General features: G+C 54.1%; 30 protein-coding genes and 1 other RNA gene. 13 read left to right on the top strand and 18 right to left on the bottom strand.

All coding sequences use genetic code 11. The features are described 5' to 3' along the window. Positions 1-123 precede the first annotated feature (123 nt). Positions 124-1,245 carry a glutamate 5-kinase gene (proB, locus tag AC0KVQ_RS07355; RefSeq protein WP_473420496.1) on the bottom strand — a complete coding sequence of 374 codons (1,122 nt, stop codon included), beginning with the start codon at positions 1,243-1,245 and terminating at the stop codon, positions 124-126. Between the two features lie 197 nt (positions 1,246-1,442). On the opposite strand from proB, the gene AC0KVQ_RS07360 reads away from it, so the two are divergent. The 3 genes from AC0KVQ_RS07360 (at position 1,443) to AC0KVQ_RS07370 (ending at position 3,045) form a co-directional block, all read left to right on the top strand. Further along, a complete protein-coding gene (locus AC0KVQ_RS07360; protein ID WP_473420497.1) occupies positions 1,443-1,574 on the top strand; it encodes a hypothetical protein in 132 nt (43 codons plus the stop codon). Between the two features lie 219 nt (positions 1,575-1,793). Beyond that, positions 1,794-2,561 carry a threonine/serine exporter family protein gene (locus tag AC0KVQ_RS07365; protein WP_473420498.1) on the top strand — a complete coding sequence of 256 codons (768 nt, stop codon included), beginning with the start codon at positions 1,794-1,796 and terminating at the stop codon, positions 2,559-2,561. Between the two features lie 10 nt (positions 2,562-2,571). Next, positions 2,572-3,045, top strand: a complete 474-nt coding sequence (locus tag AC0KVQ_RS07370) for a threonine/serine exporter family protein (RefSeq protein ID WP_473420499.1) — start codon at positions 2,572-2,574, stop codon at positions 3,043-3,045. Positions 3,046-3,051: 6 nt separating this feature from the next. Here the strand turns inward: AC0KVQ_RS07370 and queC are convergent, their stop codons facing one another. The 12 genes from queC to AC0KVQ_RS07430 all read right to left on the bottom strand — a co-directional run bounded on the left by queC (position 3,052) and on the right by AC0KVQ_RS07430 (position 12,857). After that, positions 3,052-3,735 carry a 7-cyano-7-deazaguanine synthase QueC gene (gene queC / locus AC0KVQ_RS07375; protein ID WP_473420500.1) on the bottom strand — a complete coding sequence of 228 codons (684 nt, stop codon included), beginning with the start codon at positions 3,733-3,735 and terminating at the stop codon, positions 3,052-3,054. A 321-nt stretch (positions 3,736-4,056) separates the two neighbouring features. Beyond that, complete coding sequence (queE, locus tag AC0KVQ_RS07380; protein ID WP_473420501.1) at positions 4,057-4,707, bottom strand: 7-carboxy-7-deazaguanine synthase QueE; 651 nt, start codon at positions 4,705-4,707, stop codon at positions 4,057-4,059. A gap of 100 nt (positions 4,708-4,807) precedes the next feature. Then, positions 4,808-5,548 carry a tol-pal system protein YbgF gene (gene ybgF / locus AC0KVQ_RS07385; protein WP_473420502.1) on the bottom strand — a complete coding sequence of 247 codons (741 nt, stop codon included), beginning with the start codon at positions 5,546-5,548 and terminating at the stop codon, positions 4,808-4,810. Between the two features lie 87 nt (positions 5,549-5,635). Next, positions 5,636-6,187: a peptidoglycan-associated lipoprotein Pal gene (pal, locus tag AC0KVQ_RS07390; protein WP_473420503.1), complete on the bottom strand. Its 552-nt coding sequence runs from the start codon at positions 6,185-6,187 to the stop codon at positions 5,636-5,638. 120 nt (positions 6,188-6,307) lie between these two features. Continuing rightward, positions 6,308-7,594, bottom strand: coding sequence for a Tol-Pal system beta propeller repeat protein TolB (gene tolB / locus AC0KVQ_RS07395; protein ID WP_473420504.1), 1,287 nt, complete (start codon positions 7,592-7,594; stop codon positions 6,308-6,310). A gap of 10 nt (positions 7,595-7,604) precedes the next feature. Then, entirely contained in the window at positions 7,605-8,510 is a 906-nt protein-coding gene (gene tolA, locus AC0KVQ_RS07400) for a cell envelope integrity protein TolA (protein ID WP_473420505.1), read from the bottom strand. Positions 8,511-8,514: 4 nt separating this feature from the next. Next, positions 8,515-8,922, bottom strand: a complete 408-nt coding sequence (gene tolR / locus AC0KVQ_RS07405; protein WP_473420506.1) for a protein TolR — start codon at positions 8,920-8,922, stop codon at positions 8,515-8,517. A gap of 9 nt (positions 8,923-8,931) precedes the next feature. After that, positions 8,932-9,618, bottom strand: a complete 687-nt coding sequence (gene tolQ / locus AC0KVQ_RS07410) for a protein TolQ (RefSeq protein ID WP_473420507.1) — start codon at positions 9,616-9,618, stop codon at positions 8,932-8,934. A gap of 96 nt (positions 9,619-9,714) precedes the next feature. Continuing rightward, complete coding sequence (gene ruvB / locus AC0KVQ_RS07415) at positions 9,715-10,767, bottom strand: Holliday junction branch migration DNA helicase RuvB (protein ID WP_473420508.1); 1,053 nt, start codon at positions 10,765-10,767, stop codon at positions 9,715-9,717. Between the two features lie 30 nt (positions 10,768-10,797). After that, positions 10,798-11,394 (bottom strand): Holliday junction branch migration protein RuvA, encoded by a 597-nt coding sequence (ruvA, locus tag AC0KVQ_RS07420; protein ID WP_473420557.1) that lies wholly within the window; start codon positions 11,392-11,394, stop codon positions 10,798-10,800. 75 nt (positions 11,395-11,469) lie between these two features. After that, entirely contained in the window at positions 11,470-11,991 is a 522-nt protein-coding gene (ruvC, locus tag AC0KVQ_RS07425; protein WP_473420558.1) for a crossover junction endodeoxyribonuclease RuvC, read from the bottom strand. Further along, positions 11,991-12,857 carry an energy transducer TonB gene (locus tag AC0KVQ_RS07430; RefSeq protein WP_473420509.1) on the bottom strand — a complete coding sequence of 289 codons (867 nt, stop codon included), beginning with the start codon at positions 12,855-12,857 and terminating at the stop codon, positions 11,991-11,993. The genes ruvC and AC0KVQ_RS07430 overlap by 1 nt, the downstream gene beginning before the upstream one ends. A gap of 134 nt (positions 12,858-12,991) precedes the next feature. Here AC0KVQ_RS07430 and AC0KVQ_RS07435 point away from each other — a divergent pair, with 134 nt between their 5' ends. The 4 genes from AC0KVQ_RS07435 (at position 12,992) to AC0KVQ_RS07450 (ending at position 16,280) form a co-directional block, all read left to right on the top strand. Further along, positions 12,992-13,315 (top strand): c-type cytochrome, encoded by a 324-nt coding sequence (locus AC0KVQ_RS07435; RefSeq protein ID WP_473420510.1) that lies wholly within the window; start codon positions 12,992-12,994, stop codon positions 13,313-13,315. A 169-nt stretch (positions 13,316-13,484) separates the two neighbouring features. Beyond that, the gene (dksA, locus tag AC0KVQ_RS07440; protein ID WP_473420511.1) at positions 13,485-13,901 is read left to right on the top strand and encodes an RNA polymerase-binding protein DksA; all 417 of its coding nucleotides are present in this window, start codon (positions 13,485-13,487) and stop codon (positions 13,899-13,901) included. Positions 13,902-14,085: 184 nt separating this feature from the next. Continuing rightward, complete coding sequence (gene aroG, locus AC0KVQ_RS07445; RefSeq protein WP_473420512.1) at positions 14,086-15,153, top strand: 3-deoxy-7-phosphoheptulonate synthase AroG; 1,068 nt, start codon at positions 14,086-14,088, stop codon at positions 15,151-15,153. Between the two features lie 122 nt (positions 15,154-15,275). Further along, a complete protein-coding gene (locus AC0KVQ_RS07450; protein WP_473420513.1) occupies positions 15,276-16,280 on the top strand; it encodes an AI-2E family transporter in 1,005 nt (334 codons plus the stop codon). Between the two features lie 127 nt (positions 16,281-16,407). Here AC0KVQ_RS07450 and AC0KVQ_RS07455 read toward each other — a convergent pair whose 3' ends face one another. From AC0KVQ_RS07455 to ylqF, 5 genes are all read right to left on the bottom strand, one after another. Continuing rightward, positions 16,408-16,983: a 5-formyltetrahydrofolate cyclo-ligase gene (locus AC0KVQ_RS07455; RefSeq protein ID WP_473420514.1), complete on the bottom strand. Its 576-nt coding sequence runs from the start codon at positions 16,981-16,983 to the stop codon at positions 16,408-16,410. 87 nt (positions 16,984-17,070) lie between these two features. Next, positions 17,071-17,249: non-coding RNA, 6S RNA (gene ssrS / locus AC0KVQ_RS07460), on the bottom strand. A gap of 17 nt (positions 17,250-17,266) precedes the next feature. Beyond that, on the bottom strand, positions 17,267-17,578 hold the full coding sequence (locus AC0KVQ_RS07465; RefSeq protein WP_473420515.1) for a cell division protein ZapA: 312 nt from the start codon (positions 17,576-17,578) through the stop codon (positions 17,267-17,269). Next, positions 17,578-17,775 (bottom strand): hypothetical protein, encoded by a 198-nt coding sequence (locus tag AC0KVQ_RS07470; protein ID WP_473420516.1) that lies wholly within the window; start codon positions 17,773-17,775, stop codon positions 17,578-17,580. The genes AC0KVQ_RS07465 and AC0KVQ_RS07470 overlap by 1 nt, the downstream gene beginning before the upstream one ends. A gap of 61 nt (positions 17,776-17,836) precedes the next feature. Beyond that, the gene (gene ylqF / locus AC0KVQ_RS07475) at positions 17,837-18,736 is read right to left on the bottom strand and encodes a ribosome biogenesis GTPase YlqF (RefSeq protein WP_473420517.1); all 900 of its coding nucleotides are present in this window, start codon (positions 18,734-18,736) and stop codon (positions 17,837-17,839) included. Positions 18,737-19,023: 287 nt separating this feature from the next. Here ylqF and AC0KVQ_RS07480 point away from each other — a divergent pair, with 287 nt between their 5' ends. From AC0KVQ_RS07480 to AC0KVQ_RS07505, 6 genes are all read left to right on the top strand, one after another. Further along, entirely contained in the window at positions 19,024-19,476 is a 453-nt protein-coding gene (locus AC0KVQ_RS07480; RefSeq protein WP_473420518.1) for a TlpA disulfide reductase family protein, read from the top strand. 398 nt (positions 19,477-19,874) lie between these two features. Next, positions 19,875-20,261: a type IV pilin protein gene (locus AC0KVQ_RS07485; protein WP_473420519.1), complete on the top strand. Its 387-nt coding sequence runs from the start codon at positions 19,875-19,877 to the stop codon at positions 20,259-20,261. 4 nt (positions 20,262-20,265) lie between these two features. Beyond that, the gene (locus tag AC0KVQ_RS07490; RefSeq protein WP_473420520.1) at positions 20,266-20,733 is read left to right on the top strand and encodes a GspH/FimT family pseudopilin; all 468 of its coding nucleotides are present in this window, start codon (positions 20,266-20,268) and stop codon (positions 20,731-20,733) included. Further along, the gene (pilV, locus tag AC0KVQ_RS07495) at positions 20,730-21,242 is read left to right on the top strand and encodes a type IV pilus modification protein PilV (protein WP_473420521.1); all 513 of its coding nucleotides are present in this window, start codon (positions 20,730-20,732) and stop codon (positions 21,240-21,242) included. Before AC0KVQ_RS07490 ends, pilV begins: the two co-directional genes overlap by 4 nt. Position 21,243: 1 nt before the next feature. Further along, positions 21,244-22,104 (top strand): hypothetical protein, encoded by an 861-nt coding sequence (locus tag AC0KVQ_RS07500; protein ID WP_473420522.1) that lies wholly within the window; start codon positions 21,244-21,246, stop codon positions 22,102-22,104. Between the two features lie 18 nt (positions 22,105-22,122). Further along, on the top strand, positions 22,123-22,815 hold the full coding sequence (locus AC0KVQ_RS07505; RefSeq protein WP_473420523.1) for a pilus assembly PilX family protein: 693 nt from the start codon (positions 22,123-22,125) through the stop codon (positions 22,813-22,815). Positions 22,816-22,818 lie beyond the last annotated feature (3 nt).

The raw sequence follows: 22,818 nt of genomic DNA on the forward strand, positions 1-22,818 counted from the left end.
AGCACTCCGCCTTTAAATTCAGTGCTGTAGGTCGGGTTTTAACCCGACAGCCTACGACCTTTGTCGTCGGAATGAATTCCGACCTACGGTGACAAGGCAGAATTCTCGCGAATACTTACAGGCTCAGACAAGCACCAGGTTATCGCGATGGATCAGTTCAGGCTCGTCGATATAGCCCAGCACTGCCTCGATCTGGCCGGTGGGCAGCTTGAGAATGCGACGACTCTCCTGCGCGCTGTAATTGACCAGCCCGCGCGCGATTTCCTGACCGGCTTCGTCCACGCAACGGACCACATCCCCGCGCAGGAATTCTCCCTCCACCGCAATCACGCCGATCGGCAGCAGACTGGAACCCTGCAGACGCAGCGCGCGCACGGCACCGGCATCGAGCACCACGCGCCCGCGCCATTGCAGATGGTCGGCTATCCATTGTTTCTTGGCCGCCAGCGGCGACGTATGCGCCAGCAACTGGGTGCCGATGCGTTCACCCGCAGCCAGTCGCGACAGCACATCGTCTTCACGCCCGCAGGCTATTACCGTGGCCGCGCCGCTGCTGGCAGCACGCTTGGCGGCAAGCACCTTGGTCAGCATGCCGCCAGTACCGACACTGGAGCCGGCACCGCCCGCCATCGCCTCCAGCTCCGGCCGCCCGGCTTCGTCTTCTTCGATCAGGCGCGCGGACGGGTCCTTGCGCGGATCGGCGGTGAACAGGCCCTTCTGGTCGGTCAGGATCACCAGCGCATCGCCTTCGATCAGGTTGGTAACCAGCGCGCCCAGCGTATCGTTATCGCCAAACTTGATTTCGGCCGTCACCACCGTATCGTTTTCGTTGATGATCGGAATCACGCCCAGATTCAGGAGTGTGAGCAAGGTAGAGCGCGCATTCAGGTAACGCGTACGGTCGCTCAGGTCTTCATGCGTGAGCAGGATCTGCGCGGTCTTGAGGCCATGACTGCGAAAAGCGGTTTCATACGCCTGGCACAAGCCCATCTGGCCCACGGCGGCGGCCGCCTGTTTTTCATGCACGGCGGTGGGTTTCTCCTTCCAGCCCAGTCGTGCCACGCCTTCGGCAACGGCACCGGAAGAAACCAGCACCACCTGCTTGCCCAGGCGGGCGAGTTCGGCAATCTCACGCGCCCAGCGTGACAGGGCATGGTGATCGAGCCCCTTGCCATCGTTGGTAACGAGGCTGGAACCCACTTTGACGACGATACGGTGTGCGGTATGAATGACGCTGCGGGACATGATGGCTGGAATTCGTTGGCAAGCCTGCATTATAACGGTATGGCCAGTTCTGCGAGTTGCTGCGGTCGGTCGATTATTAATCCTGCCCTAGGCTCTGTTGACATTTGATTAATTTTTACGCGGTTGGGTATTTTGCTCCAGTACAAGGCATTTCCCAGGCCGCGGTACGGGTACCGCAAGTGGGAAATAACGCCGTAATGGAGCAAAATACCCAGCGCCCGGAGGGCAAGCCCGCCATTCTTGCTGGTAACTTTGTCGCCAATGCTCGCAATACACCAGTATTGCTGGCGCTTGGCTTATCGCCCCGGCAAGTTGACGGGCTTGCGTAAAAAACAATCAAACGTCAACAGAGCCTATTCTTGCCGCAGGTCGGAATTTATTCCGACAACTGGGTACATTGTGACGGGTTAAAACCCGTCCTGCGGCCTCATTTCCTTTGGAACAAGCAGCCAAAGGATTTAAAGGCCTCCCTGGCGATAGCACTGGCATGCAACCTTGGCACACGTTAAGCTGCGCGCAAACCAATGAGTCACCCCGGATTGATTCTCATGAACAGCCAACCCGATCCCTTGCCGCTGCAGGAAGTGCTTGATCTGTCGCTGGTCGCCGGCCTGATAGCACACCAGTCGGGCGGCGATACCGCACGCACCAGCGCCACGATCCGGCGCATGGCGCTGGCGCTGGGTGCCACGCGCGCCGATACAGTGGTCTCGTCACTGAATATCGGCGTGACGGTCGAGCGTGGCAAGGCGCGCGAAACCGCTTTTCGCAAGGCACCGCACATGGGTGCAAATTTCACCATGCTCACGGAAGTTGCGCGCGTGGTCGAAGCGATCGAAGAGGGCAGGATCGGTATCGACGAGATCCGCGGCCGCCTGGATGCGATCAGCAGTCAGCCGCATTTCTATCCGCGCTGGCTGATCGCCAGTCTGGTCGGCATTTCCTGTGGCGGTTTTGCGGCGCTGTTCGGTGGCGACCTGCTGGCGATCCTGTGCACAACCATCGGCAGTGCACTCGGCATGCGCTTGCGCCAGTTCCTGCATGCACGGCATTACGTACCGTTCATGTTTGCGGCAGCATCCAGCTTCACCGCACTGCTGATCACCGGCCTGCTGCTGAAATGGCTGCCCTCCACCACGCCTGAAGCCGCCATGGCGGCCTCGGTGCTGTTCCTGATCCCCGGGGTACCGCTGATCAATGGCGCGGCTGACCTGTTCCACACCAATTATCTGAACGGCATGGTGCGCATCATGATGGGCCTGCTGTTCGTGATCGGCATCGCGGTGGGTGTGAGCCTGGCGCTGCGCATCCTGTGAGATCTGACCTATGAATGCCTGGCTTCTGGAATTGTGGGCTGCACCCGCAGCACTCGGGTTCGCACTGCTGTTCAACGTGCCGCCGCGCTCGCTGGTGGCCTGCTGCACACTGGCCGTGATCGGGCACGCCACACGCAAGGGCGTGGTCGATCTGGGCGGGGATATCGTGCTGGGCACCCTGCTGGGTGGGGTGGTGATCGGCATTGCCGCCGAATGGTGGGCCAAGCGCCATCACATGGTGCCGACCGTTTATTCGATCAGCGCGGCAATCCCGATGGTGCCGGGTACTTTCATGTACAAGGCAATTCAAAGCCTGCTCGGCATTGCCACCATGTCCGGCCTGCCGGCCGGCGCAAGCCAGGAAAGTGCTCAGCAATTGCTGATGGCGGCCAGCGTCAGCGCGGTCAAGGCCAGCATGATCCTGATGGCTCTGGCTTTCGGCATTGCCGCGCCGATTTTATTCCTGCCGCACCGGCGGGATTAGAGCGCCCTAAATACCAGAGATGTAACGCGTCGGATCAGCCACGCCTGCGGCTTCAAACCCGGCACGGCGCAAACGGCAGGCATCGCACACGCCGCAGGCGCGGCCTTCGCTGTCGGCCTTGTAGCAGGTGACCGTCAAGCCATAATCCACCCCCAGTGCCACCCCGCGCGCCACGATCTGTGCCTTGGTCAGCGAGATCAGCGGGGTATGGATGGTTAGCGGCGCACCTTCCACGCCGGCCCGGGTCGCCAGGCGTGCCATGGCCTCGAAGGCGGCGATGTATTCCGGCCGGCAATCCGGGTAGCCCGAATAATCGACCGCATTCACGCCGATGAAGATATCGTTCGCGCCCAGCACCTCGCTCCAGGCCAGTGCATAGGAAAGCAGGATGGTATTGCGCGCCGGCACATAGGTCACCGGAATCACGTCCTCCTGCACGCCATCGGTCGGCACTTCAATATTGGCATCGGTCAGAGCCGAGCCGCCGAAGGTGGCGAGATCAATCCTGGCAATGCGGTGCTCCATGGCACCCAGCGCCTTCGCCACGCACGCAGCGGCTGCCAGCTCGGCATTGTGGCGCTGGCCATAATCGAACGACAGGCAATAGGCCTCGTAACCCTGGCTTTTGGCGATTGCCAGGCAGGTGGCGGAATCCAGCCCGCCCGAGAGCAGAATGACGGCTTTTTTCATCAGAATCCTTAGCGATACTGTTTCGGCATACACCGCAAATATCAACGACTAATGATTCGGCCCCGTAATGCTTAACTCGTCGCCCCGGCGAAGGCCGGGGCCCAGGGGTTTTAAACCACATCGTAGCTGGATTCCGGCCTTCGCCGGAATGACGACATATTAAACTTCAGAGGACCTGATCAATAATAGGTAAACCTGCCAGACGAGCGAGCCAAAGCAGATTGCAGGAAGCCGGAGCGCAGGAACCGGAATGTACATTTTGTACCTGAGGATTCCGAGTACCGCCTGACTGCAAGATGCGAAGGCGCAGCCGTCTGGCTCTCACACGCCGGGCCGGTCGCCCCAGAGTATCTTGTGCAACTGCACCTGCATCCGCACCGGCAACCGGTCCTGCACCACCCAGTTGGCCAGATCGACCGGTTTGAGCGTTTCCCACACTGGCGAAAAACTCACCGGGGCGATTTTTTCCAGTGCGCGTTCGCGCAGCACGTTGCGCGCCCACTCGTAATCGGCCCGATCGCACAGTACGAACTTGATTTCGTCATGCGAGGTGAGTTCGGTAAGGTTTTCCCAGCGGTTTTGCATCACCTCTCCCGAGCCGGGGGTCTTGATATCGACAATGCGCGAAATGCGCGCATCGATACCCTCGACCGGCATGGCACCGCTGGTTTCCAGGCTGACCGAATAGCCGGCATCCGCCAGCCGGGTCAGCAAGTCAGGTGTTGCGATCTGGGCTAGGGGCTCGCCGCCGGTTACGCAGACATAGTACGCGCCGTATTGCGCAACTTTGGCCAGGATGTCATCCAGCGACATGCTCGCACCGCCCGAATAGGCATATTTGCTGTCGCAGTAGGTACAGCGCAACGGGCAGCCGGTGAGGCGCACGAATACCGTCGGCAAGCCGATGCGGCTGGTTTCCCCCTGCAGGGAATAGAAGATTTCGCTGACACGCAGCGTTAGAGGTCGATTCAATTGCTTGCTCCTGCCGGATATACAGTCCGACGGAAAAGTGGGCGATGGCCTGAAGCCATCACCCGGCGGCAACCCGGAAAGCCAGGCCGCCTGGTTGGTATTACTGGATGGTCAGTGCCTTGCGCGCCGTGGCGGCTGCCTCGGATTGCGGATATTTCTCGATAATGCTAACCAGATGTTTGCGCGAATTCTGGTTGTCTTTCTGCGCGGCGGCAACGGCAGCCAGCCCCAGCAGGGCATCCGGTGCGCGCGGATTATCCGCCGCCTTGCCTACCACCTCGTTGAAGGCTGCCGTGGCGGCCTTGTAGTCCTTCAGAGCGGAATAGGCAGCACCCTTCCAGTAAGTGGCTTCCGGCAACTTAGTGCTTTGCGGGTTGTCCTTGGCAAACTTTTCCAGTGCAGCCAGTCCTTCCTTGTGCTTGGCCGCTTTGACCAAGGCCACGGCCTCATCGAACTGCTTCTGTTCGGCGACCACCAGGGCATTCTGTTGCGAAGCCTTCGCCTCTTCGCGGGCCTGTTCCATGCCACGCAGACGGGTATCCAGATCAACGTACAGGTCCTTCTGGCGCTTGATCGCCTCGTCCTGGTTGAACTGCAACACTTCAATCTTGCCGCGCAAAGCAGCAATTTCCTGTTTCAGGCTGTCGATCTGGTTGAGCAGATCCAGCATCCGTTTGCTTGATGCTTCCAGCAATTGCAGCCGCTCTTCCTGTTTCTGCAAATTGCCTTGCATCTCACTGCGTAGATCCACAATCTGCTGGCGAGCAATATTGTCATCGAACAGCGCTGCCTGGGCCTGGAAGGCAAAGGCCAGCATAAGCACAGCCGCAATACGTTTCATGATTTTTTCCTGACAAGACAAAGGCCCCGGCAACCTGCGGCGATACACCTGCCGGGCTTGCGGGGCCTCTATTTTATGCCGAAGCGCTTACTTCTTGGGGAACTTGGCTTCGCCCGGGTACACGATTTCTACACGACGGTTTTTCGCCCAGGCTTCTTCGTTGCTGCCTTGCACTGCCGGACGTTCCTTGCCGTAGCTGGTGGTTTCCACTTGCTTGGCTTCCACACCGTAAGCGGTCGTCATGACCTTCTTCACGGCATCAGCACGCTTCTGGCCCAGTGCCAGGTTGTATTCGGCGGTGCCGCGTTCATCAGCGTGGCCTTGCAGGGAAACCTGTGCACCGTTGGTCATGGTCAGGTAGTTGGAATGCGCCTGAACCAGTTCGGTGAAGTCTTCCTTGACGTTGTACTTGTCAAAGTCAAAGTAAACAGCGCGTTGCGACAGAATGTTGTTCGGATCGGTCAGGGCGCTGTAGGCACCCGGCGTTGCAGCGATCTTATCGGTCGGAGCAACAGCGGTACCGGCGGTTTGGGACTGGCTAGCCGTTTGGGCCGGTTGCGAAACCGGGGCAGGCTGCTGGCTGGCACAGGCTGCCAGCAGGGTGGTGGCCAAAAGGCTGAGGCCGATCTTTTTCATCATTCACTCCTTGCTTGTTGAATTAAAAAGTTGATACACCAATGGGCCGGGTTATGTTGACACTCGGCTGGTCAAAATTGCCAAGTGCCAACATAACCCGATACCCAAACTGCGGGGAATTCGTTACTTCAGCAACGGTCCCCAGGCCGGTTGCCGCACTTCACCTGCAAATGCCTTGATACGCTGCTTGATGCGCCCATCATTGGAAACGATGGCCAGCGTACGGCGGCGACCTTCCAGTGTTTCATACAGAATCATGCGGCCATTGGGCGAAAACGTGGGCGAATCATCATCAGGGCTGTCAGTCAGCACCATCGATTGGCGCGAGGCCACATCCATCACGGCCACGTTATAGCCATTGCCAGTCTTGGTGACATAAGTCAGCAATTTTCCGTTTGGCGAAAGTTTAGCCGAAGCATTATACCCGCCATTGAAAGTCAGGCGTTCCGCATCCCCTCCCGTGAGAGGCTGACGGTAAATTTGCGGGCTGCCGCCACGATCCGAAGTAAACAGCAGGGCACGGCCATCCGGTGTCCAGGAAGGTTCGGTATTGATGTCGCCCACCATGGTGAAACGACGTGCCGGGCCACCTTCGGCGCTGATCAGGTTGACTTGGGTGCCGCCATCCTTGGTCAGTGCCACCGCCAGCTGCCGTCCGTCCGGCGACCAGGCCGGCGCCGAATTGTTGCCGCGGAACGAGGCCACCGCCTTGCGCCGGCCCGATTGCAGATGGTGCGTATAGACTTCCGGCTTTTGGCGCTCAAATGATACATAGGCCAAGGTCGAGCCATCCGGCGACCATTTCGGTGACAGGATCGGCTCGCGCGAGCCCAGCACGGTCTGTGCGCCGAAACCATCCGAATCCGCCACTTGCAGCTCGTAGCGCGCACCGGTTTTCAACACGTAGGCGATCCGAGAATTGAAGGCGCCGGGTTCGCCGGTGATCTTTTCGTAGATCATGTCGGCGATCTGGTGCGCGGCGCGGCGCAGTTGCTGCGGCTGTGCCGTCATCTCATACGCGATCAGTTCCTTGCGCGTGGCAGCTTCCAGCAACCAGAACTTGATGCGCACTGCCGCCCCTGCCGGCTCGACCTGACCCACCACCACCGTCTGCGCCCCCCGGGCTGTCAGCGCTTGCGGATTGACCTCCGCCGGCGCGTACGGCACCGGCGACAGATCGCCAGCATTGATCACGCGAAACAGGCCGGAAAGCGTCAGATCATTGCCGATAACCGGTGTCAGTTGCTGGCTCAGTGCCACCTCGCTGCGAAACGGCGCAATGGCAATCGGATATTGCTGGCCGCCAACCCCCACAATTTCAATCGAAACATCCGCACGCGCCGGGCCGGCCAACAGCAATGCCATACCGAACACGGCCAGTGCCAGGCTTATCCGCTTGATCCAGTTCATGTCTCGTTCCTCAATCTATCCGGCATTCGTTGACTTCCTTGGCACAGAAGCTCAAGGTCCATTCACGCATATCGCCGCTAAAGCCCTTGCCATCGGGTCGTGGCGGGAAGGTGTGCGTCGTGATCACCGCCCGGCGTGCCGCTTCGGCATAGGCCGGATCGCCGATCGATTTCACCAGCTGGGCATCCCGAATCGTACCGTCCGGCAGCAAAAACACCTTGATTTTTGCCTTCGGATTATCTGGCCTGTTGTCCGGATAAACCAGATTCGACTTGATCAGGCGCACCACCTGGCCCAGATAAGCATCGCCCAGCCTGCCCCCCCCGCCGGCACCCAGTCCTGGCGCGCTGTTGCTCTGGGCATTGACATTGGCACCCGTTCCGCCAGGTTTGCCCCCTGCCTGTGGCGGCGTATTGGCCTGGTTGCGCTGCTCCATGGCCTGGCCAAGCAAATTGGCCAGATTATTGGATTCCGTCTTCTTCGGCTCCGGCTTCTTTTCCGGCTGCGCTTTGGGCTCGGGTTTGGCTTCAACCTTCGGCTTCGGCTTTTCCTCGACCTTCACTTTTGAAGCGGGCTGCGGCTTGGGCTTTTCTTCCTTGGCCTGCTTCTTGACCTTCTCTTCGACGATATCCGGTTTTTTCTCCGGCACCGGTTCCGGTTTGGGCTGTGGCTTGGGCGCTTCCCTGGGTTCAACCTTGGGCTCGGGCTTTGGCTCCGACTTGGTTTCCACCACAGGCGCTGGCGGCGGGCTTCCCCATAACTCAACCGACACCGTTCCGGCGCGTTGCGTACGCCACTGCACCGAGACAAACAAAAACAGCGCCAGCAGTGCATGCATTGCCAGCGCGAGTACGAACGAAAGCCCGCGACGCTCGTCGCGCTGGAAAATATGGCGGTCAGCGTGAAAGGCTTCCATCAGCTTATTTGGCTTGTACCTGCAGGCCAACCCGCGCCACATTGGCCTGTTTCAGTGCATCCATTATGTTCATGACCAATTCATAGCGGACTGACTTGTCGGCCCCGATCACAACCGGGCGATCCGGCGCATTGGCCAGTTTTTCCTGCACCACGCCGACCAAGGCTGCGGCATCGGCAATGGAGCGGGTTTCATTCTGATCCTGCAGCTTGTACAAGCCATCGGCGCCGATTTCCACTTTCAGCGGATTGGCATTGACCTCGCGATCAGACTTGCCAACGGAGGGAAGGTTCACCACGCCTTGCTGCATCATCGGCGTGGCCACCATGAAGATCACCAGCAACACCAGCATCACATCGATATAGGGAACGACGTTGATCTGGCTCATCGAGCGACGGGGACGGCGGGCCATGACGTATCCTCAGCGCGCAGCCTGGCGCTGCAGGATGTTGGAGAATTCTTCGATAAAAGTATCGAAACGGTTGGCCAGCTTGTCGATATCGTGGGCGAAATGGTTGTAGGCCACGACGGCCGGAATCGCGGCAAACAGGCCGATTGCAGTGGCCACCAGTGCTTCGGCAATCCCGGGCGCCACATTGGCGAGCGTGGCCTGACCGACATTGGCCAGCGCACGAAACGCATGCATGATGCCCCACACGGTTCCGAACAGGCCTACGTATGGAGAAACCGAGCCGACCGATGCCAGGAATGAAGTGTGCGCGTCCAGATGATCAAGTTCGCGCTGGCAGGCAGCGCGCATGGCACGGCGCGTCCCTTCCATGATGTCGGAAAGCTCCATGCTGCCGCGCTGGCGCAACTTGAGGAATTCGGCAAAACCGGCATGGAAGATTTTTTCCATGCCCTGTCCGCCATTGTCGCGCCTGACCGATTCATACAGACCATTCAGGTCCGCCCCGCTCCAGAAGCGATCTTCAAATCGCTCGGTATTGATGCGTGCATGACGAATGGTGAACATCTTGCTGAAGATATGCCACCAGGACATGAACGACAGCAACAGCAACAATGCCATCACCAGTTGCACGACCAGACTGGCATGCAGTACCAGATTCAGAATGGAAAGATCCTGCGTCCCTGCGGAAACATCCACGGTTGATAACTCCCTCTTGGCCTGACCAAGGCCGGTATTTTAGTCTTCATGACGGCAACGGGTCTGTTACCGCCTGAAACAACTGCCTGTAATTATTTAACTTTCAAACAATCCACCGACGCGGCGCGGCTCCAGACCGAAATGTTGATAGGCCGACAAAGTGGCCACCCGTCCGCGCGGCGTGCGTTGCAACAGACCCTGCTGGATCAGATAAGGTTCCAGAACATCTTCAATTGTGTCGGATGACTCACCGATGGCTGCCGCCACGTTATCCAGCCCAACCGGCCCGCCACCGAATTTATCGATCACGGCAGACAAGAGCTTGCGGTCCATCACATCCAGCCCGGCATGGTCGACATCCAGCATCGACAGGGCCGCATCGGCGATTTCACGTGTAACAACCCCATCAGCCCTGACCTCGGCATAATCGCGCACCCGGCGCAGCAGACGGTTGGCGATACGCGGCGTCCCGCGCGAGCGCCGGGCAATCTCGAATGCCCCGTCCGGCACAATCTGCACTTCCAGCAGTGCGGCAGAACGCTCGACAATGCGGGCCAGCTCCTGCGGCGTATAAAACTCCAGCCGCGCCACAATCCCAAAACGATCGCGCAGCGGATTGGTGAGCATGCCTGCGCGCGTGGTCGCCCCCACCAGCGTGAACGGTGGCAGATCGAGCTTGACCGAACGTGCGGCCGGGCCTTCGCCGATCATGATATCGAGCTGGAAATCTTCCAGCGCCGGATAGAGGATTTCCTCGACCACCGGGCTCAGCCGATGGATCTCGTCGATGAACAACACGTCATGCGGTTCGAGATTGGTTAGCAAGGCCGCCAGATCGCCGGCACGCTCCAGCACCGGACCGGAAGTCTGGCGCAGGTTCACGCCCAGTTCGCGCGCGATGATGTGCGCCAGCGTGGTCTTGCCCAGACCGGGCGGACCAAACAGCAGTACATGATCCAAGGCCTCGCCACGTTTTTTGGCGGCCTCGATGAAAATCTGCAACTGGCCACGCGCTTTTTCCTGGCCCACGTATTCATCGAGCACCTTGGGGCGCAGGGCACGTTCCTGCGCTTCTTCATGCGCAGATAGTTTCTGCGCCGTGATCAGCCGCTCGGGCGGTGCGGAGGAAAGCGAATCGGTTTCAATCATTGGCGGCTCTCTTGGAACTTGTTCACGGCTTTACACCTTGGCCAGCGCCTTGAGCGCCAGCTTGATGCCATCGTTCACACCCGTATCTTCCGGTACCAGCTTGAGTGCTGCAGCCGCTTCGCGCTCGTTGTAACCAAGCGCGAGCAAGGCATGCAGAATGTCCTGACGCGGTGACGGCGCGGCAGTCGGCATGGCTTTGCCGATTTGAGGGGCACTGCCAGACAGATTGCCCAGCTTGCCGCGCAGTTCCAGCACCAGACGTTCGGCCGTTTTCTTGCCGATACCCGGTACCTTGGACAGGCGCGCCGTATCTTCACTGGCAATCGCCAGCGCCAGTTCGTCGGCATTCATGCCGGAAAGAATCGCCAGACCGATCTTGGGGCCGATACCGGAAACCTTGATCAGCTCGCGAAAGGTATCGCGCTCGCTGCGCGTGGCAAATCCGAACAACAGGTGGGCGTCTTCGCGAATGGCCTGGTGAATGAACAAGGTGGCCGGCGCACCCAGCGCCGGCAGCTCGTAGAATGTGCTCATCGGCACATCCACTTCATAGCCGACGCCATGCACATCCAGCACGATCTGTGGCGGTTGTTTCTCGATCAGGGTACCGCTCAGGCGACCAATCATCATTAAAACCTTGGGAGTTGGGAGTGGGGAATGGAAAGTGGTAAGGCTGTTCCACCCCCTACTCCCGAATTTTAATCAAGCCAAGCGACCACGCTTGATGCTCAAGCCGTGCCGCATCAATTGCTTCATTGCCCCGCTGTCATGCTGGGCATGGGTCAGAGCCACGGCCAGCGCATCTGCGGCATCGGCCTGCGGTACACCATTGAGCCGCAACAAACGCTGCACCATATGGCTGACCTGATCCTTGCCGGCATGGCCGTTGCCAACCACGGCCTGCTTGACTTGCAAGGCGGTATATTCGGCCACCGGCTGGTTCGCCAGCACCAGTGCGGCAATGGCCGCGCCACGCGCTTGCCCCAGCAACAGGGTCGAAGCCGGATTCACATTCACGAAGACCTGCTCGACCGCAGCCTGATCCGGCCGGTAAGTGGCAATGACTTCAGCGATTCCATCCAGAATCGCCTTGATGCGTCCGGGCAGATCACCTGCGGGGGTACGGATGCAACCGGAAGCCACATACAGACGGTTCTGTCCGTGCACATCGATCACGCCAAAACCGGTGACGCGCGAACCGGGGTCGATACCCAGAATGCGCATCAATTCAGCCCCAGCGTGCTGTCCGGGCCAAAAAACCAGGTACGCACGATGACCAATACGGAAGCCGGGCGGCCTGTGTCATCCAGCAGATCCGGCGGCAATTGGGAAAAAGGCCCGGCTTGACGCAGAATGCGCAAGGCCGCCTCATCCAGCGCCTGATTGCCCGAGGATTTGTCTATTTGCGCCGCGAGGATGCTGCCGTCGTAATTGATTTCCACCGCCACACGCAGACTGCCGCGCAATTTGTTGCCCGTCGCATCTTTCGGATAGGCATGCGTGCCTACGCGCTCGATTTTCTGCACCCAGGAATCCACCCACATGGCAGCACTGGTTTGTTTGGCCCGGGCACCGACATAAGCCTTGCGTGGTTTTTCCTGATAAGCCTGGTAATTCCGGCTGATTTGCGCTGCGGCCGCAGCAATTTCCCGGGATTGCTGCTTGAGTTGCTCGGTATCCAGCCCCTTGTCGGCCGAAGGTTCCGGAGCAGGTGCTGGCTTTTCCGCCGCAGGCAAGGACCATTCCGATTTCTTCAGCTGGCTCATCAGCCTTTCAGCCTTGGCCTCCAGCTGCTTTTGCTTGGCGACGGTCTGCTCCAGCACCGGATCACGCGCGGCGGCAGGCAAGGGGGACGTGGCACGTACCTTGGCATCGGTATTGCCACCACCATCCATATTGACTTGCGCCAATACCTGCGGCTTGGCGGGTGCGGTTTCGGTTTTTTGATTGACCAGGACGATTTCGATTGGCTCGGCGGCCAGGATGCGCTTGCTATCGGGCATTGTGAAACGCACACCCGCGATAAGCAGGGTATGGACCAGTGCGGATATCAGAATGGCGGTATTGAAAAAACGTTGCGGCCGATCCATTTTGCCTATCGCAGAAAACCGGTTTTGTGATCAAGCAACGCAGTGTAGCACAGCCAAACTTGAGCCGGTTTGCATGGCCTGCTTTGCTTGCGTAAGATGGGATAAGCATCTTCAAAATCGTAAGGATTGCAGGAATGAATTGCTGGCTGAGATCTCGTTGGCTATTGCTGCTGATTTTGCTGGCTGGTTTTGCCCAGGCAGAAGAACCGGCAACCAAGCTCATTGCCAAATACAACTGTCTGGGCTGCCATGCCGTAGACCAGCGGATCGTTGGCCCCAGCTACAAGGAAGTGGCCGCCAGATACCGCAACCAGAAAGATGCCGAAGCGCTGCTGATGAAGGAAATCCGCAGCGGTGTCCAGGGTAAATGGGATCTGAAATACAAAGTGGCAATGCCACCCCAACAGATCGGGGACAATGACTTGCGCGTGATCGTGCGCTGGATTCTGGCCCAGTAAATTTCCTTGCCGGATGCACAGGCACAGCAGCCCTATGAAATAGGTTTTGAGGCTGGTTGCATTACACAGGCAACTTCATTAAGCTGCCAGCCCATTCAGCTGTCATTGTTTTTTGTTTAAACCGATAAAAACCGGCTAACAGCCGGCTTCAACAAAGCGAGACAACATCATGGCTAAACTCTCGGAACAAGACATCCTGAACTGGAAAGGCCCGGAAGATGATTACATGAATGCGGACCATCTCGCATTTTTCCGGGAAAAGCTGCTGCAGATGAAGGCAGAACTTCTGGCCAACGCAGATTTGACCAGCCAGCATCTGCAGGAACAGGAAGCCACCCCGGATCCGGCTGACCGCGCCACGCTGGAAGAAGAATATGCGCTGGAGCTGCGTACGCGTGACCGCGAGCGCAAGCTGCTGCTGAAAATCGACGCCACCGTCCGCAAGATTGACGATGGCAGCTATGGCTACTGCGCCGACACCGGCGAACCGATCGGTCTCGCCCGCCTGCTCGCCCGCCCGACCGCCACCCTGACGGTCGAGGCACAGGAACGGCGTGAACGGATGAAAAAGCAGTTTGCTGACTGATCTGCATTGATCAGTAGTTCATTTTGCCAACGGCATGTGTTTACACACATGCCGTTTTTCTTTTTGGAAATACTGCCTGTGCATTCAACATTTGCAGCGCCTGTCAATAGCGGATAACCTAGATGGCTCCATCCAATAACCTACACCGCCGCAGAACGGTATATTCAAAAGCGCAGGACAGACCATGCATCAGACCGACGACGTACGTATCCGCGAAATCAAGGAACTCCTCCCCCCGGTAGCATTGCTGGAAAAATTTCCGATCACCGACACCGCAGCCAACACGGTTTTTGAAGCCCGCCAGGCGATTCACAACATGCTGGTCGGCGAAGACGATCGTTTGCTGGTCATCATCGGCCCCTGCTCCATTCATGATCCGCAAGCTGCGCTGGAATATGGCAAGCGCCTGAAAACCTTGCGCGAGCAATACAAGGGTGACCTGGAAATCGTGATGCGCGTCTATTTTGAAAAGCCGCGCACCACTGTGGGCTGGAAAGGCCTGATCAACGATCCGTTCATCAACGGCAGTTTCAATATCAACCAGGGTCTGCGCATTGCACGCAAGCTGCTGCTGGATCTGACCGATTCCGGCATGCCGGCTGCCGGCGAATTCCTCGACATGATCACGCCGCAATACATGGCCGACCTGATCAGCTGGGGTGCGATCGGAGCCCGTACCACCGAATCACAAGTCCACCGCGAACTGGCATCCGGTCTTTCCTGCCCGGTTGGCTTCAAGAACGGTACCGATGGCAATCTGAGAATCGCCATCGATGCCATCCGTGCCGCAGCCGCGCCGCACCATTTCCTGTCTGTCACCAAGTTCGGGCATTCGGCCATTGTTTCGACCGCCGGCAACCCGGATTGCCATGTCATTCTGCGTGGCGGCAAGGAACCCAACTACGATGCCGGCCATGTACGCGCCGCCACCGCCGATCTGGCTGCAGCAGGCTTGCCGGAAAAATTGATGATCGATTTCTCGCATGCCAACAGCCGCAAGGATTATCGCCGCCAGATGGAAGTATGCAGCGATACCTGTGCCCAGCTTGCCAGCGGTAACCAGGCCATTTTCGGCGTGATGGTGGAAAGCCATCTGGTGGAAGGGCGCCAGGATCCGAAACCCGGCCAGCCACTGACCTTCGGCCAATCGATCACCGATGCCTGCATCGGCTGGGAAAATACGGAGCAACTCTTGGCCAGCCTGGCTCAAGCTGTTGCCCGGCGGCGCACGCTGGCCAAGACCAACGCCTGACCAGTTTTCTGTTGAACCGACAAACCCCATCAGCCTTTGGCGATGGGGTTTTGTTTTAATGCATTGTGTAATTGGCCAATAGCAGTAAGAATTCAAACCCTATCATCGCCGACTGCTACCCCATGCGCCTGCACCAGGATTTGCCCCAAACTGCCAGCTATTTATTGGCAGCGCTGGCTGTGTTTCTCTCGCTTAAATTTCATCTGGTCGCACCGTTGCTGTTTGGCTTGCTGGTATTTGAACTGGTACGCCTAGTATCCGGAATTTCCCACATCAATCGTCTGGCTGGCAACAAAGCCAGGCTGGTTGGCTTGTTCCTGATTTCGGTGCTGGTGATCGCCGCCCTGAGCGGCCTGATCTCCATGATTTACTGGATGTCCGTGCGCGAGATGCAATCCCTGCCGGTTTTGCTCAAGCAGCTTGAATCCATCAACATCTCTTTGCGTCATGACCTGCCTTCCTGGATCGTGCGTCACATACCGGGCGATATCGAAGGCTGGCGCATCGCGCTCAATGAATGGGCATCCGGGCATATTGTGGAATTGCAGGACATCGGTTCGCGGGCTGGCCATATCTTTGCGCAAATACTGATAGCCATCGTGATCGGTGCGATGGTCTCACTGCATGTATATCCGCAATCGCAGGCACCGTTGGCCGCGGCACTGCAAATGCGCTGCCGGCATTTGTGCAACGCGTTTCGCAATATCGTGTTTGCCCAGATCCGCATTTCCGCGTTGAACACCTTTTTCACCGGCTGTTATCTGGTGCTGATTCTGCCCCTGTTCGGCTATTCACTGCCACTCGTCAAAACACTGATTGCCATTACTTTCCTGGCCGGACTGCTACCGGTGATCGGCAATCTGATCTCCAACACCGCCATCGTATTGGTCAGCCTGAGTGTGGCACCGGGCGTGGCGGCCGCTTCGCTGGTCTATCTGGTGGTTATCCACAAGCTGGAGTATTTCCTGAATGCGCGCATCATTGGCGGCCGTATCGCCGCACGCGCCTGGGAGTTGCTACTGGCCATGCTGCTGCTGGAAGCCATTTTCGGCCTGCAGGGCATCGTCGCCGCCCCAGTGTTCTATGCCTACATCAAGGATGAACTGAAAGCAGTGCGCTTGATTTAACCAGAACCCTATCTCCCTCTCCCACAAGTGGGAGAGGGTTGGGGAGAGGGCACATTACCGGCAATTTCCCCCCTCTCTCCTGACCTCTCTCCCCCATGGGGCGAGAGGAAATACCGGCTCCAAAAATTCAAACCGGCAGTACCGCATCCAGCCGAAGATCCCAATGATCGCGCGGTAAGTAATCCACACGCTGGCAGGCAAAGGCCAGCCCGATCAGGCGAGGTTTTTTCCAGTGTTGCCGGTTGCGCCGAAACGCAAACGTGGCATCGTAGTACCCCCCGCCCTGGCCAAGCCGGCTGCCTTCGCTATCGAACCCGACCAGTGGCAGAAAAACCGTATCAAGCTGTCGGGTCGGGCATGCCTGGCCTGATTGCAGCTCCGGAATATCGTATTTGCCATTGACCCAGTGCGCATGCTGATCAAAGCGCACAAACCGCATCTGCCGCCCGCGCCGGGGGACTTGCGGCAAATAAACCTCCACACCGCGTTTCAGCGCCATCAGAATCAACGGCCATGGCGAGAACTCACTGCCGACCGGAATATAGGCAGCAATGCGCTTGCCAGGCCTTAGCAAGCCGCGGCGCACGGCCTGGCGTGCCGCAGCCAGTTCAGCTTGCAAACGCTCGCTATGCGCCAATGCAGCACGTTGCTGGCGCAATTTGCGCCGCAGGCTGCTTTTATCGGGATGAGGGCTGCTGGACAAGGGTGTTTTCCGGCACGGTTGCAGAGCAACGAAAACAAAAATGGCGGATCAAAATCCGCCATTTTCGATTGCCTGCCATGTTTGGTAGGGATTCCCGCGGATGCCGTCCGGCTCGCATCTTGAACCCAAGGGTTCAAGTGGTCACTTTCCGTGGCCATCAGGTGCATTCGGCTAGGGAATGCTCACAACAGGCCATAATTAGGTAGCAACCGAGTAAAGCTTATCGGTTCAAAGAATCTGAGCCGTAACAAGCACCGCAGGAAAAGGGTTTGCTCGCCGCGCGCTAGAACAAATCGTTTTGTTGCTGAAGCGCCGCGTCGATCACTGCATCCATGTTTTTAATTCTACGCTGGATCGCGCCGATGTCAAAATCGCCGCCACCAACCTGAACCTGCAAAAATTCATGCGAAATATTCAGTGCGGCCAGGATAGCAATCTTTTCCATACCGACCACTTTACCGGTCGAACGGATTTCCTGCATTTTTCCATTAAGCAAATCAACGGCTTGCAACAGCGTAGCTTCTTCTTCTACCGGACAGCCAACCCGGAACTCACGTCCCATGATGCTGACATCAAGTTGCTTGATCTCGCTCATCAGGCTTCCTCCGGAATCTTGGCCAGGATCGCCAGAATACGGCTCTCGGCCCCTTCGAGCCTCTGCTTGAGCCTGACATTATCCTGCTCGGCCACCAGCATCTGCTGCCGCAAGGAACCATTTTCTTGGCGCAACGTTATGCACAATTGCGCGAGCCGGCCAATTTTTTCTTCCAATCGGGCAAGTTCTGCTTCCATAGCACAATCCATGTGAAGAAGGCTTTGCGATTCTAAGCCATTTTTGCCGCCAATGTCCGCTTCAACCAATTTCCGCCTCGCCATCGGCAGCCGTCTGTTCTTCGTCTGGCACAGGCTCGGTTATGTCATCCGGCGTTTCCAGCGTAATTCGACCGAGTTGGCCGCTGCGGAACTCGGTCAGAATCATTTCTGCCGCTTTCTGCTCGTCGATTCTGCCACCCGAGAGTACCGCACCACGGCGCTTGGCGATCGCAGCAAAGATATCTTCGGTTTCACCTACGTATTCCTTCAGGCCATACCTTTCCAGCAAAGCTTGCGGATAGCGTGCACGCAAGGTATCGATGGCAAACCATGCCACATCGATCTGGTCATAGGCGTTGGTGCCGATCGAGCCTGCCATGGCCAGGCGATAACCGGAGTTCTCGTCATGCACTTTGGGCCACATCAGACCAGGCGTATCGTAAAGGATGGTGCCATCCTGCAGCTCGATGCGTTGTTGCGACTTTGTCACCCCCGGCGTATCAGCCACATTGGCCACGCGCCGACGCGCCAGATGATTCATCAAGGTGGATTTACCCACATTGGGAATACCCAGAATCATTGCGCGAACAGGTTTGATCTCGCCACTGCGATGAGGCACCAGCTTGCGGCACAAGCTTGGCAACCGTTTGGCTGATTCAATCTTGTTATCCTCACCAATCAACACCGCATCCACACCCGGTTGCGACTTGAACCAATCCAGCCAGACCTTGCTCAACACCGGATCAGCCAGATCCTGCTTGTTGAGAATCTTCAAAGCCGGGCGCTGACGTGCCAGACGCAAACTTTCAATCATCGGATTGCTGCTGGACCAGGGCAGGCGCGCATCGACAATCTCGATCACCAGATCCACCTTGGCCATTGTCTCCGCCACCTGCTTGCGTGCCGCATGCATGTGCCCGGGAAACCATTGAATTGCCATCTATGTACTCCAAGAAAGGAGCGGATTATACCGATAATCCACAAAGCCGCTGTAAAATCAACGAGTTGCCCTGTGGAAAAGATCCAGAAACCATGGGGGTTAAATGGCTGGACGCAGCCCCAGAAAAATAACCAGCAAATAATCCACAAGCCCAAGCAAAATAAGCCACAAAGCTATCATGGATGTAACTTCATGATTTAAATGTTATTTTTTAGATATCCACAGGCAGGAACAATGCTTATTATCTGTTCTTACTCTTTCTATCTAATATTATTGAAAAGAAACCCATGAAGAAGCGTATCTACATCATAGCTATCCTGCTTGCTCTACTGGCAGCAACATTGTTTTTTGTAGCCAGCAAACAAGGACAGGTAGATCCAGCCCAGGAGATCACGCTGATCAATGGAGAGAAAATCACCTTTGCCAGTCTGCAAGGAAAACCACTGATGGTGGTGTTCTGGGCAACCAGTTGCACCACCTGCGTTCAGGAAATGCCAGAGCTGGCCAAGATACATGGCAAAGGGTCTACAGAAGTGCTGGCTGTAGCCATGCAATACGATGAAGAGGACAAGATCAGAAATTTCATCAGCCAGAACGGCTATGAGTTCAGGTTCACCTGGGATCGTAACGGCACGCTATCGCATCTTTTTGAAGACACCGTACTCACACCAACCATCTTCTACCTGGACAAAGATGGGTACATCACATCGAAATCGGTCGGCAAGATAGAACAGATCTGATCCTGCTTCCGTAACAACAACATCGGCCGCGTTATCCACAGGCAGATCTGTGGAAAAACGCCAGTTTATCTGTGCATGAACGGCAAAATTTCTGAATGACAGAAAACCTGCCCAAACAAAACATGTATACCAAGTGGTAACCCACAAACAATATTTTCAAGCAAGTTATTGATTTTTATAGTTTATTTTGTGTTATCCACAGATAAGTGAGGTCTTTATTATCTGTTCTTATATCTCTTATCTAACATTGTTAGATAGAACTTTCTGGATGAGGCACTGCTGCCTGCCTCTCGTTCGTACCCAAATTTCCAACGTTCGTCATAAGTAGTAGGTTTAACGGTTTTTCATAGTTATGCTATAGGCTATCCAGATCTATAAGTTACTTTAAAGAAAAAATTATGAAAAAAATAAATTATGGATTCACATTAATTGAATTAATGGTTGTTGTTGCAATTATAGGAATAATTGCATCAATCGCTTATCCAAGTTATCAAGATTATGTAAAAAAAACCAATAGAACTGCTGCTAAATCATTTTTGATGGACATAATGCAAAAAGAGCAACAGTATTTATTAGATACACGAGAGTATGCTGATGATTTATCTGAAGATAAATTAAATATGTCTATACCAGAAGAAGTATCTAAGTATTACAGTATAAATCAACCTTTCACCATAACAGCAAATCCACCTAAAGTTACAGTAACAGCGACAGCGACAGGGTCTCAAGCATCTGATGGTAATTTGACAATTAGTAGTTCAGGCGAAAAAACTGGGAAATGGTGATTCTATGTATAGAGTCAATAAATTTTATGGATTTACTTTAATTGAATTAATGGTAACCATTACTGTACTTGTTATTATTCTTGCAATTGCAGTACCGGAATTTTCAAAAATGGTAGCTGAAAATAAAGTAAGATCTGCTGCATCAGCTCTACATAGCAACTTGTTAACAGCACGTAGTACAGCAATATCAAGAAATGCTTCTATTGTATTATCTCCAAAATCAAGCAACTGGATAAATGGTTGGGTTTTATATCCAGAGACAGCTACTACCCAATTAATTATTGATCATGGATCTTTTGATTCTATTCAGATTTCCTCTAATCCTAGTGGAAATGTTTTATTTAAGTCCAATGGCAGAACAAATAGTAATACGAAATTTACTATTACTTCATCAACATATTCTACTGTTATTCGCTGTGTAACAATTGAAGCTAGCGGGCGAGCTGTCTCAACAGTCGGAGCATGCTCATGATTAGCAAAACAAACAGAATTTATTTACCTAAATATCAAGGTTTTTCACTGATTGAAGTTATGGTGACTATTCTTATAGTTGCTATTGGTCTTTTAGGATTGGCTGGCTTGCAATCAAAATTGATGAATGCTGAAATGGAATCATATCAGCGCTCTCATGCATTAATATTATTGCAAGATATGATGAGCAAAATAAGGTCTGATGAGTCTGGCGCACTTAATAATAATTATGACAGTATCGATAACACAAATTCAAATATCAATTCTTGGAAAGAAAATTTGAGTGGCTATTCAGGAGAAAATCAAGTAGGAGGGTTAATTGGTGCTCAGGGCTGCTTGTCTGTTGTCAGTAATTCACCCAAAACAATCCATGTGAGCATTGCATGGCAAGGATTAAGCTCGACTAAGGCCCCAAGTGAAACGGAGCTATGCGGAAAAAATGATTATGGGAACGAAAATTTAAGGCGGGTTGTTTCTGGCGATGTGATTATTGTTGATGTTGAGGAATGATATGAATAATAAGTACAATATAAATTATTCCAGAATATATGGATTAACACTGATTGAGTTAATGCTATCTCTTGCTCTAGGATTAATATTGATTTTAGTTCTAGGTAATCTATTTATTTCAACAATTAAAACAAGAAATGAAATTGAAAAAAATGGGCAGCAAATTGAAAATGGAAGATATGCATTGCAAGTTTTAATAGATGATATTAGCAATGCTGGTTTTTTTGGTGGGGCTAATATTACGGATGTAAAAACTCAAACAGACTACTGTGCAGCTAATGATGCAGACAAAGAAATAAATAAATATATTTTAAAGCCATATTTAGCGATACCTGGTACTGTCCCTAGTTGTATAACTGATATTAAATCAGGTACAAATTTAATTGTAATAAGACGATTTACCACTTCGCAGCTTGCTACTTCGGGAACTTCATCAGCTCCAGTATGCTCTAGTGAATATACTTGTGTTCAAATTGGACAGGATGGTAATCCTACTTTTTTAACAGGCACTGTAACTGAAAAATTGGCAAGTGGAGAATGGGCTGCTGTTAGAATACCATTACAGAATATTTATTATATTGACGCAAATAATGTATTAAAGAGAAAAACATTAACTTGGAATAATCATGTTGCGACAGTAAGCAATACATCTGAGTCCATAGCGGATGGCATAGAGAAGATTTTCTTTACACAAAGTGGCAGTACGGTAAAAATTGAATTATTAGCTAGAAATTCAACAGCAACACCTGGTATTGATAATAAAACATATATTATTGGTGGAAATGAATATACGCCAACTGAACCGAATATAAGGAGACAGTATTATTCGGCTGTGGTAAATGTATACAATCCATTAGATTAGAGTACATGTAATATGAAAATGAGCACTAATAAATACATGTCTAGTAATAATGGGTCCACACTAATTGTGGCACTTATTATGTTGATCATGGTTACTTTAATAGTAATCATGAGTTTCAATATAAGTGATTCAAACTTGAAAATAGTTGCGAATGCACAAAATAAGCAACGCACCATGGATGCTGCTGAATTTATATTGAATGATAGTATTAATACTATTAATCAACAGCTGACAAGTGATCCTTGTAATATTAATACACTGAAATCTTCTGATGGATCATTTACTAAAACGGTTGATGGTATAAATATTGATATTAGCCGAACGCTAATTCAAGTGATACCAAGACTAAATAATTATTACACTGAAAAATGGAATAATTCATTGTCCAATTTGGAGACTGCTAAAGCAAACCAAACTTCTGTTTGCACTGCGGATTCTAGTAGTTCAAGTTGTGCTGCAGCAAATAGTGCAGTTTCACAATTAGAAAAGGAAGCTTTAAGCAATGAGCAAACCGTTGAGCAATGTGTGAGTAGTACGGATGTAACGCTTGAGGATCCTGAAACCACTAGCGGTTCGTCATCAAATGAAAGCTACTGTGTGGATGTTGTGATGGAACTGCGTGCAGAAGCCGTTGATTCTATTAGTAATGCAAAATCTTCGATTATTCGAGGAATTTCGCTGGTTTGCAGTAATCATGAGATTTCGGAGTAATTT

The sequence above is a fragment of the Formivibrio sp. oc-25 genome (assembly GCF_055810895.1).

Coding starts and splice junctions, on each gene's coding strand:
- AC0KVQ_RS07465 (WP_473420515.1), bottom strand. CDS start 17,578: ATGAGCGAGATCAAGCAACTTGATGTCAGCATCATGGGACGTGAGTTC.
- AC0KVQ_RS07370 (WP_473420499.1), top strand. CDS start 2,572: ATGAATGCCTGGCTTCTGGAATTGTGGGCTGCACCCGCAGCACTCGGG.
- proB (WP_473420496.1), bottom strand. CDS start 1,245: ATGTCCCGCAGCGTCATTCATACCGCACACCGTATCGTCGTCAAAGTG.
- AC0KVQ_RS07490 (WP_473420520.1), top strand. CDS start 20,266: ATGTATAGAGTCAATAAATTTTATGGATTTACTTTAATTGAATTAATG.
- AC0KVQ_RS07360 (WP_473420497.1), top strand. CDS start 1,443: ATGGAGCAAAATACCCAGCGCCCGGAGGGCAAGCCCGCCATTCTTGCT.
- AC0KVQ_RS07435 (WP_473420510.1), top strand. CDS start 12,992: ATGAATTGCTGGCTGAGATCTCGTTGGCTATTGCTGCTGATTTTGCTG.
- AC0KVQ_RS07470 (WP_473420516.1), bottom strand. CDS start 17,775: ATGGAAGCAGAACTTGCCCGATTGGAAGAAAAAATTGGCCGGCTCGCG.
- AC0KVQ_RS07500 (WP_473420522.1), top strand. CDS start 21,244: ATGAATAATAAGTACAATATAAATTATTCCAGAATATATGGATTAACA.
- AC0KVQ_RS07365 (WP_473420498.1), top strand. CDS start 1,794: ATGAACAGCCAACCCGATCCCTTGCCGCTGCAGGAAGTGCTTGATCTG.
- AC0KVQ_RS07505 (WP_473420523.1), top strand. CDS start 22,123: ATGAGCACTAATAAATACATGTCTAGTAATAATGGGTCCACACTAATT.
- AC0KVQ_RS07430 (WP_473420509.1), bottom strand. CDS start 12,857: ATGGATCGGCCGCAACGTTTTTTCAATACCGCCATTCTGATATCCGCA.
- dksA (WP_473420511.1), top strand. CDS start 13,485: ATGGCTAAACTCTCGGAACAAGACATCCTGAACTGGAAAGGCCCGGAA.
- ruvA (WP_473420557.1), bottom strand. CDS start 11,394: ATGATTGGTCGCCTGAGCGGTACCCTGATCGAGAAACAACCGCCACAG.
- ylqF (WP_473420517.1), bottom strand. CDS start 18,736: ATGGCAATTCAATGGTTTCCCGGGCACATGCATGCGGCACGCAAGCAG.
- tolB (WP_473420504.1), bottom strand. CDS start 7,594: ATGAACTGGATCAAGCGGATAAGCCTGGCACTGGCCGTGTTCGGTATG.
- AC0KVQ_RS07480 (WP_473420518.1), top strand. CDS start 19,024: ATGAAGAAGCGTATCTACATCATAGCTATCCTGCTTGCTCTACTGGCA.
- AC0KVQ_RS07450 (WP_473420513.1), top strand. CDS start 15,276: ATGCGCCTGCACCAGGATTTGCCCCAAACTGCCAGCTATTTATTGGCA.
- ybgF (WP_473420502.1), bottom strand. CDS start 5,548: ATGAAACGTATTGCGGCTGTGCTTATGCTGGCCTTTGCCTTCCAGGCC.
- pal (WP_473420503.1), bottom strand. CDS start 6,187: ATGATGAAAAAGATCGGCCTCAGCCTTTTGGCCACCACCCTGCTGGCA.
- queC (WP_473420500.1), bottom strand. CDS start 3,735: ATGAAAAAAGCCGTCATTCTGCTCTCGGGCGGGCTGGATTCCGCCACC.
- AC0KVQ_RS07485 (WP_473420519.1), top strand. CDS start 19,875: ATGAAAAAAATAAATTATGGATTCACATTAATTGAATTAATGGTTGTT.
- tolA (WP_473420505.1), bottom strand. CDS start 8,510: ATGGAAGCCTTTCACGCTGACCGCCATATTTTCCAGCGCGACGAGCGT.
- ruvB (WP_473420508.1), bottom strand. CDS start 10,767: ATGATTGAAACCGATTCGCTTTCCTCCGCACCGCCCGAGCGGCTGATC.
- ruvC (WP_473420558.1), bottom strand. CDS start 11,991: ATGCGCATTCTGGGTATCGACCCCGGTTCGCGCGTCACCGGTTTTGGC.
- pilV (WP_473420521.1), top strand. CDS start 20,730: ATGATTAGCAAAACAAACAGAATTTATTTACCTAAATATCAAGGTTTT.
- aroG (WP_473420512.1), top strand. CDS start 14,086: ATGCATCAGACCGACGACGTACGTATCCGCGAAATCAAGGAACTCCTC.
- tolR (WP_473420506.1), bottom strand. CDS start 8,922: ATGGCCCGCCGTCCCCGTCGCTCGATGAGCCAGATCAACGTCGTTCCC.